This is a genomic window from Acidimicrobiia bacterium, from assembly GCA_035948415.1.
Lineage (GTDB): Bacteria > Actinomycetota > Acidimicrobiia > IMCC26256 > PALSA-555 > PALSA-555.
Genome location: DASZJD010000101.1, coordinates 1 through 6,883, shown reverse-complemented (window position 1 = coordinate 6,883; position 6,883 = coordinate 1). Strand labels below are relative to the sequence as shown.

Genomic DNA, 6,883 nt, shown 5'->3' with positions numbered 1-6,883 from the left:
ACCGGCTGCTCGGGCGCGAGGACCGCGGCGGGGCCGAGGACGGACCGAGCCTCGGCCGTGTGCGCCGGCGTGACGAGGTAGGGGTGGGCGCCCGCGCTGCGGTCACGGGCCAGCCCGAGCATGCGCGGTCCGAGCGCGGCGAGGACGCGCTCGGCGACCGGCACCGGCGGCGCGGCCGCGTCGAGCGCGTCGAGATACTGCTCCATCGCCCGTAGCGGCTGCTGATAGCGGCCGGCGTGCCCGGCGTCGACGAGGGGCGCGTGGCTCACGCCAAGCCCGAGCAGGAATCGCCCGCGGTGCGCGTCGACGAGGCGGTGGTGGGCGGCGGCGGTGTCGACGGCGTCGTGCATCCAGATGTTCACGATCCCGGTCGCCACCACGACTCGGCTCGTGACGTCGAGCACGGCCGCGCACGCGTCGAAGATGTCGCCGCCGATGCCGCCGGGCAGCCACAGCGCCCCGTAGCCCAGCTGCTCGAGCTCGGCGGCGGCGTCGCGGGCCTCGCCGCGGTCGCCGTAGCGAAGCTCCGGGGTCCAGACGCCGACCGCCCCGAGCTCCACGCCGACAGTCTCGCGGCTCGGCTACGGGAGGACCACGTGCACCTGCGCCGGCCCGTGGACGCCCAGCGTCAGGATCTGCTCGATGTCGGCGGAGCGGCTGGGCCCGGTGACGAGCGTCACCGCGCTCGGCGGCGGCGACGGGATCCGGGCCAGCGCCTCGGCGAGCGAGGCGACGAGGTCCTCGGCCTCGACCACCGCGAGGTGGGAGCGGGGCAGGAGGCTCGTGGCCCGCGGGTGCGAGCGGTCGAAGCCCAGCAGGAGGGTGCCGGTGTCGGCGATGGCGGCGACGCAGCGGGTGACGCCGACGGCCGCGTGCGGCAGGGTCGCCCGGTACCCCTCGTCGCTCGGGCGGACGACCCGGTGACCGGCGCCGACGAGCGCGTCGGCCACGGCCTCGAGGCCGGGGTCGTCGTCGACGGCGACCACCGTCGGCTCGGGGCCGGCGACCTCGAGGGCGACACCGGAGGGCTCGGCCCCGCGGTGCGCGGTGCCGTCGGCGGCGGTCAGCTCCTCGGCGAAGCGGCCGACGAGCTCGGGGTCACCGGGCCGGGGCTCGGGCACGACGCCACCAGGCGTGGAAGGTCTCGCCGACGGGCGGCGGGAGCTCACGACCCTCGTGCCAGGCCCGGGCCAGCGGGAGATGCCGCGCCCAGCGCGGGTACCGGCGGGCGACCGTCGCCACGCGCGCCGACCCGCGGTAGAGCCTCGGCCGCGACCAGGCCCGGCTCCACACGGCGAAGAAGGCGCGCCGACCGAGCGAGCGCGTGCGAGGACTCCCCGCCACCGCGGCGCGGAGCTCGAGGAGCAGGTCGTGGAGCGGGATGCCGACCGGGCAGACCTCCGAGCAGGCGCCGCAGAGGCTCGTGGCCTCGGGGAGGTCGGTGCCGTCCCGCATCCGCGACAGCAGCGGGGTGAGCACCGCGCCCATCGGCCCCGGGTACACGCCGCCGTAGGCGTGACCGCCGATCGTCCCGTAGACCGGGCAGACGTTCAGGCACGCTCCGCAGCGGATGCAGCGCAGCATGTCCTCGAACGGGGTGCCGAGCAGCGCGGTGCGGCCGGCGTCGAGGAAGACGACGTGGACCTCGTCGGGGCCGTCGAGCTCGCCCGCACGTCGCGGCCCGTTGATCATCGTGACGTACGAGGTCAGCTTCTGCCCGGTCGCGTTCCGGATCAGCAGCGGGAGCATGGTGGCGAGATCGGCGAACCGGGCCAGCACCTTCTCGACCGGCACCAGCGCGATGTGCACCCGGGGCAGCGAGGTCGTGAGGCGGCCGTTGCCCTCGTTGGTGACGAGGACGATCGTGCCGGTGTCGGCGCAGACGAAGTTCGCGCCGCTGATCCCGAGGTCGGCGGTGAGGAACACCTCGCGCAGCCGCTGCTGGGCGAACGCGCAGAGCTCCTCCCGCTGGTCCGGGAGGTCGCGCCCGGCGAGACGCGAGAACAGCCTCGTGACCTGCGGGCGGGTCTTGTGGACCGCCGGCGCGATGATGTGGCTCGGTCGCTCGTCGGCCTTCTGGACGATCCACTCCCCGAGGTCGGTCTCGAAGACCTCGATGCCGTGCCGCTCGAGGTGCTCGTTGAGGTCGATCTCCTCGGTGGCCATCGACTTCGCCTTCACGGCCCGGCTCGCTCCGGCGCCGACCGCGAGCGTGGCGATCAGCTCGGCGGCGTCCGGCCCGGTGGTCGCGTGGTGGACGTGGACACCGAGGCGGCGCAGCGACGCCTCGGCGCGGGCGAGGTTGGCGGGCAGGGCGCGGACGCCCTCGGCGCGGATCCGCGTGCCGTCGGCCTTGAGCGCCGCCATGCCGGGCGGGGCCATCGCCACCCGGCGGGCCTCGTTGAACCGCTGGGCCATGACGCGGAACGCGCCGCGCAGCTCGGCGTCCTGCAGGGTGGCGTCCACCCGGGCTCGGAGCGGCGGGAGCGGGTCACCCGGGTGGCGATGGCGGGCCAGCTCGCCCGAGGTGGTCACGGCAGGCCGTCGGCGACGACGTCGGCGAGGTGGCGCACGGCGAGGTCGAGCCCTCGCCGCTCCGCCCTCGTGGCCAGGTGCATCACGCAGCCGGTGTCGCACGCGGTCAGGGTGCGGACGCCGGTGGCGGCGGCGTGGTCGAGCTTCTCGTCGGCCATCGGGACCGCGATCTCGGGGTGCAGCACGGAGAAGGCGCCGCCGAAGCCGCAGCAGCGATCGGCGTCGGCCAGCTCGACCACCGACGCCCCGGCGGCATCGAGGATCCGACGGGGCGCGTCGCGGACGCCGAGCTCGCGCAGCAGGTGGCAGGACGGGTGGTACGTCACGGGCCCCTCGGCGCGCGCGCCAAGATCGGTTCGGCCGAGGACGTCGACGAGGAACTCGGTGAGCTCGTGCGTCTTCGCGGCGATCGCCTCGAGCCGGGTGCGCTCGTCGCCGCTCACGAGGGTCGGGTAGTACCGGCGCACCATCGCGACGCACGAGCCCGACGGGGCGACGATCGCCTCGTACTCGCCGAACACGGCCGCGAAGTGCCGGGCCAGCCGACGGGCGTCGCCCCGGTAGCCGGCGTTGAAGGCGGGCTGGCCGCAGCACGTCTGGCCGTCCGGGAAGGCGACGTCGCAGCCGGCGGCCTCGAGCAGGCGGACGGCCGAGCGGCCGGTGGAGGGCGCGAACTGGTCGACGAGGCAGGTGACGAACAGCGCGACGAGCACCGCTCGTTCATATCATCATCTTCGGCCCGACGCTCTCACCGGTCGCCGATCGAGCCGGCTCGTGGGCGGATCAGCGCGTCACAGGACGAGCTCGGCCATCAGCCGCATCACGCTCGGGTCGTGCGCGCCGATCAGCATCGTGGTCACGCGCGACCCTTCCCAGACCTCGAGGTCGTCCCGGATCTTCTCCCGCGGGCCGATCAGCGCGATCTCCTCCACCATGCGGCGGGGGACGGCCGCGGTCGCCTCGTCCTTGCGGCCGTCGAGGTAGAGGTCCTGGATCTTCGTGGCCTCGGCCTCGTAGCCGAGGCGACAGAACACGTCGAAGTGGAAGTTCATCTCCCGCGCCCCCATCCCGCCCACGTACAGCGCGATGCCGGGCTTCATGGCGTCGGCGGCCCGCTCGACGTCGTCGTCGACGATCACGGTGACGGTCGGCAGGATCTCGAAGTTGTCCCGCCCGCGCCGCGCACCGGGGCGGGCCCAGCCCTCCTCGAGCGCGTCGGCGTACAGCTGCTCGTGGTGGGGGGAGTAGAAGATCGGGAACCAGCCGTCGGCGATCTCGGCCGCCAGCGCCACGTTCTTCGGCCCCTCCGCCCCCAGGATGATGGGCAGGTCGGCGCGCAGCGGGTGCACGATCGACCGGAGCGGCTTCCCGAGGCCCAGCCCGCCGGGGTGGGGGAGCGGGTAGTGCGGTCCGGGGCTCGTCACCCGCTCCTCGCGGGCGAGCACCGACCGGATGATCGAGACGTACTCACGGGTTCGGGCCAGCGGCTTCGGGAACGGCATCCCGTACCAGCCCTCGACGACCTGCGGCCCCGACACGCCGAGCCCCAGCACGAAGCGCCCGCCGGAGAGGTGGTCCAGGGTGAGGGCGGCCATCGCCGTCGCCGTGGGCTGCCGGGCCGAGAGCTGGATGAGGTCGGTGCCGAGGCGGATCCGCGACGTCCGCGACCCCCACCACGCCAGGGGCGTCAGCGCGTCCGAGCCCCACGACTCGGCCGTCCACACCGAGTCGTAGCCGAGCTGCTCCGCCTCGACGACGAGGTCCTGGGCGGCGGCCGGCGGCTGCGCGCCCCAGTAGCCGAGCTGGAGGCCGAGCCTCATCGCCGGGCCCCGGACGCCGTCGGCGGATGCGAGCGCACGGGCACGGGTGAGAACCTATGCGCTCGCACGGCTCGCCGCGGGAAGGACCTTTCGATGGGCGCGCTCGACGGATACGGGGCGCTGGTGACTGGCGGCGGCAGCGGCATCGGGGAGGGCTGCGCCGCGGCGCTGGCCCGTGACGGGGCGTCGGTGACGATCTGCGGCCGGACCGCCGAGAAGCTGGACGCCGCGGCGGAGCGGCTGCGCGCCGTGGCCGCGCCGGGGGCCGCGGTCCACACGATCGCGGCCGACGTGACCGACGAGGACGACGTCCGGGCGGCGGTGGCGAAGGCGGCGCGGCCGACCGGGCGGCTGCACGGCGTCGTCGCGGCCGCCGGCGGCTCCCTCCACATGGGTCCGCTCGTGCTCGCCGACGTCGGCGCGGTTCGAGCCACCATCGACCTCAACGTGATCGGCACCTTCCTGACCCTCAAGCACTCGGCGCCGCTCCTGGCCGACAGCGGCGCCGGCTCCTTCGTCGGCGTCTCGTCCCACGCCGGGCTCGACACCTTCCGCTTCCTCGGCGCCTACGGGGCCGCGAAGGCCGGTCTCGACATGATCGTGCGCGTCGCCGCCGACGAGCTCGGGCCGGGTCGCGTGCGGGTGAACTCCGTTCGCCCGGGGATCATCGACAACGAGCTCATGGCGCCGATCACCGCCGGCGGTCCCGTGCTCGACAGCTACCTCGAGAACATCCCGCTCCACCGGGTCGGCACGGTCGACGACGTCGGCGCGCTCGTCCGCTTCCTCATCGGACCCGAGTCGAGCTGGATCACCGGGCAGTGCATCAGCGTCGACGGCGGCCAGTCCCTGCGCAAGGGCGCCGACTTCGCCGCGTTCGCCGAGCCGGGCTTCCGCGGGGATCCGGCCCGACGGCTGGTGACGGAAGGCGACTGATGGAGCTCGGCGGGACCGTCGCCGTCGTCACCGGCGGCGCGAGCGGCATCGGCCGGGCGACGGCCCTCGAGCTCGCCCGTCGCGGCGCCCGGGGCGTCGCACTGGCGGACGTCAACGACGATCGCCTCGGCGAGACCGCGGGCGCGCTCGAGGAGCTCGGCGCGGCCGCGCTGCCGGTGCACTGCGACGTGTCGAGCGACGCCGACGTCGAGCGGCTGGAGGCACGGGTCCTCGACACCTTCGGGCGGGTGGACGTGGTCATGAACAACGCCGGCGTGGCGCTGCTCGGCCCGCCCGACACGCTCTCGATGGAGGAGTGGAACTGGATCCTGCAGATCAACCTCTACGGGGTCATCCGCGGGGTCCGGGCCTTCGTGCCCCACCTCCGCCACCAGGGCCGGGGCTGGGTCGTCAACACGGCGTCCGTGGCCGGGCTCTACGCGTACGCCTGGGACACGATCCCGTACATCACGGCCAAGTTCGGGGTCGTCGGGCTGACCGAGGCGCTCGCCCTGTACCTGCGCCCGCTCGGCGTCGGCGTCTCGGTGCTGTGCCCGGGCCTCGTGGCCTCGAACATGGCGGAGACGGCACGGGTCGGCGGCGTCGACGACGTCTCGGCGTGGATGCAGCCCATGCCTCTCGACGAGCCGGTCACGCCCGCGGTCCCCGGCCGGCTCGTCTGCGACGCGATCGAGCACGAGCGCTTTCTCGTGCTCACCCATCCGGAGCCGATCCTCGAGCGTGTCGCCCGCCGGGGCCAGGACCTCGACGCCTTCGTCCGGGAGCAGATCGAGCGCCTCCCGACGCCGCCCAACCTGCCGTAGTCGGGCGCCGCCGCCGCCGGGGCGTCAGACGTTGCCGTCCCCGTCGCTCGGGCCCCCGTTGTTGTCGGCGTCGTGATCCCCACCGTTGTTCTGGGGGATCCCGGAGCCGGCCGAGTTCATCGGCGGTCGCGGCGCGGCCACGGGCGGCGGTGCCACCGGGCGCGGCGCGGCGACGACGGGCGGGCTCGTCACCGGCGGGGGTGGCGGCGGTGGGGGCGCGGTCGTGGTCGGCGGGATGGTGGTCGTCGCCGGCGGTGCCGTCGTGGTGACGGGCGGCGCCGCGCGGCGCGTGGTGACGGTTCCGGACGATCCCGGCGACGTCGTGAGGACGACGACGGTGCCGAGGATTGCCAGCGCGGCCGCGGCGACGATCGAGAACAGGAGACGGGTCCGGTGCACGGTGCTTTCCTTTCGTCCCCCGGTTGGCGGATGTGCTGGCGGTGGCGGGCTCAGGTCCTTCGCAGGCACAGCGCGGCGCCGACCGTGAGCGTCAGCACGCCCGCGGCCTCGACGAGGAGCGAGGTGCTGGCCCACGGGGCGTCGAAAGTGTCCATGAAGCCGAGGAAACCGACCGACGCGCTGAGAACGAGGCCGACCAGGGTGGCGAGCAGGTAGCCGACGCCGACGGCGGCGGCGACGGCCTTCGGGTACGCGATCAGCAGGACGGCGAGGGCGAGCCCGACGACGCCCTGCGCGAGGAACAGCGGCCCGATGGTGGTCACCTGCCGGTAGCCGTCGGCCCACAGGTAGAGGTGGATCAGCGCTGAC

The 6,883-nt window shown here is 74.6% G+C and carries 9 protein-coding genes; 2 read left to right on the top strand and 7 right to left on the bottom strand.

Features of this window, described 5'->3' with window-relative positions; all coding sequences use genetic code 11:
- From VG869_13990 to VG869_13970, 5 genes are all read right to left on the bottom strand, one after another.
- On the bottom strand, positions 1-560 hold a 560-nt coding region (locus VG869_13990; GenBank protein ID HEV3452292.1), incomplete at its 3' end, for a TIGR03620 family F420-dependent LLM class oxidoreductase.
- Positions 561-581: 21 nt separating this feature from the next.
- The gene (locus VG869_13985) at positions 582-1,121 is read right to left on the bottom strand and encodes a lactate utilization protein (GenBank protein HEV3452291.1); all 540 of its coding nucleotides are present in this window, start codon (positions 1,119-1,121) and stop codon (positions 582-584) included.
- On the bottom strand, positions 1,099-2,535 hold the full coding sequence (locus tag VG869_13980) for a lactate utilization protein B (GenBank protein ID HEV3452290.1): 1,437 nt from the start codon (positions 2,533-2,535) through the stop codon (positions 1,099-1,101). Before VG869_13980 ends, VG869_13985 begins: the two co-directional genes overlap by 23 nt.
- Entirely contained in the window at positions 2,532-3,248 is a 717-nt protein-coding gene (locus tag VG869_13975) for a (Fe-S)-binding protein (protein ID HEV3452289.1), read from the bottom strand. The genes VG869_13980 and VG869_13975 overlap by 4 nt, the downstream gene beginning before the upstream one ends.
- 78 nt (positions 3,249-3,326) lie before the next feature.
- On the bottom strand, positions 3,327-4,355 hold the full coding sequence (locus tag VG869_13970) for an LLM class F420-dependent oxidoreductase (protein ID HEV3452288.1): 1,029 nt from the start codon (positions 4,353-4,355) through the stop codon (positions 3,327-3,329).
- Positions 4,356-4,448: 93 nt separating this feature from the next.
- Between VG869_13970 and VG869_13965 the strand changes: the two genes are divergently transcribed.
- Together VG869_13965 and VG869_13960 are read left to right on the top strand one after the other, a co-directional pair.
- The gene (locus tag VG869_13965) at positions 4,449-5,291 is read left to right on the top strand and encodes an SDR family oxidoreductase (protein ID HEV3452287.1); all 843 of its coding nucleotides are present in this window, start codon (positions 4,449-4,451) and stop codon (positions 5,289-5,291) included.
- Positions 5,291-6,115, top strand: coding sequence for an SDR family oxidoreductase (locus VG869_13960; protein HEV3452286.1), 825 nt, complete (start codon positions 5,291-5,293; stop codon positions 6,113-6,115). The genes VG869_13965 and VG869_13960 overlap by 1 nt, the downstream gene beginning before the upstream one ends.
- A gap of 24 nt (positions 6,116-6,139) precedes the next feature.
- Here the strand turns inward: VG869_13960 and VG869_13955 are convergent, their stop codons facing one another.
- Positions 6,140-6,514 carry a hypothetical protein gene (locus VG869_13955; GenBank protein ID HEV3452285.1) on the bottom strand — a complete coding sequence of 125 codons (375 nt, stop codon included), beginning with the start codon at positions 6,512-6,514 and terminating at the stop codon, positions 6,140-6,142.
- A 50-nt stretch (positions 6,515-6,564) separates the two neighbouring features.
- Positions 6,565-6,883: hypothetical protein (locus VG869_13950; protein ID HEV3452284.1), on the bottom strand; the 319-nt coding region annotated here is incomplete at its 5' end.